Origin of the sequence: Terrabacter terrae, assembly GCF_039529575.1 — a bacterium.
Taxonomy (GTDB): Bacteria; Actinomycetota; Actinomycetes; order Actinomycetales; family Dermatophilaceae; genus Terrabacter; species Terrabacter terrae.
Map to the genome: position 1 here is coordinate 1 of NZ_BAAANB010000022.1, position 1328 is coordinate 1328.

1 protein-coding gene is annotated in these 1328 nt (G+C 74.9%); it reads left to right on the forward strand.

Features of this window, described 5'->3' with window-relative positions:
• Positions 1-108: 108 nt before the first annotated feature.
• Positions 109-1328, forward strand: a 1220-nt coding sequence (locus ABD194_RS18520) for an MFS transporter (protein WP_343994230.1), incomplete at its 3' end; no start/stop codon positions are given.

The following is a 1328-nucleotide window of genomic DNA, read 5'->3' on the forward strand; positions in this document are numbered from 1 at the left end:
GACTCGGGCGCGTCGTCACCGCAGACGACCTCGGAGGGGTGGCGGTCGGGATTGCTCACGAGATCAGGCTAGGCCCGACGTGCAGGCGCGGTTGCTACGTTGCGAGGCATGACGGATCCCGCCCCCACCACTCGCGCTGCCGGCGTGACGACCGAGCACGTCACCGGACGGTGGTCGGCCTGGCGGGTCGTGTGGTGGTTCGGCTTCGTCAGCCTCGCGGCCGACATGGTCTACGAGGGCGCCCGCTCGATGTACGGGCCGCTCCTCGCCTCTCTCGGGGCCAGCGCGCTCGTCGTCGGTCTCGTCACCGGCGCCGGCGAGGCGATGGCACTCGTCCTACGCCTCGTCTTCGGGCCGCTCGCCGACCGGACCGGCCGCTACTGGGGCCTGACGATCCTCGGCTACGGCCTCACCGCCGTCTGCGTGCCGCTGCTCGCCGTGACGCCCTTCCTCGGCGGGGCGGGGCTGGTCGTCGCCGCCGTCCTCATCCTGCTCGAGCGCTCGGGCAAGGCGGTGCGCAGCCCGTCGAAGTCGGCCCTGCTCGCGCACGTCGCCACGGCGGTCGGGCGCGGTCGCGGGTTCGGGCTGCACAAGGCGCTCGACCAGGTCGGTGCGCTCTCCGGGCCGCTGCTCGTGGCTGCCGTGACCGCCGCCGCGTCCGGGGCGATCTGGCCGGGCATGGCGGTGCTCGCGATCCCCGGGGCGGTGGCGATGCTCCTGCTCGCCGTCATCCGGTCGCGGGTGCCGGACCCGTCGGTCTACGACGCCCCGGGTAGTGCCGAGGTCTCCGCGGCGCCGCCCGGCTCGCCGCGTGGCGGGCTGCGCGGCTGGTTCGCCGACGCGGTGGGGTCGGGGCTGCCGCGCGAGTTCTTCGGCTACGCCCTCGCGGCGGGCCTCACCACGGGCGGGCTCGTCACCTTCGGGATCCTCGGCTACCACCTGACGGTCGACCACCTCGTGCCCGTCGCCACCGTGCCGGTCGTGTATGCCGGTGCCATGGCCGTCGAGGCGCTCGCGGCCCTCGGCGTGGGCCTCGTCTACGACCGCCGCGGCGGCGCCGTGCTGTATGCCGTGCCGGTGCTCGTCGCGCTCGTGCCCCCGCTGGCCCTGTCGGGCACCGTCTGGGTGGCGCTCGTCGGGGTCGCCGTGTGGGGCCTCGCCTACGGGGTGCAGGACTCGACGGTGAAGGCACTGGTCGCGGAGGTCGTGGAGGCGCCGCGGCGCGCGACGGCATACGGCGTCTTCGCGGGGGTGCAGGGTGCGTTCGCGATCGTCGGCGGTCTGGTCGCCGGGTGGCTCTACGACCGGTCGCTGCCGGCGCTGGTCGT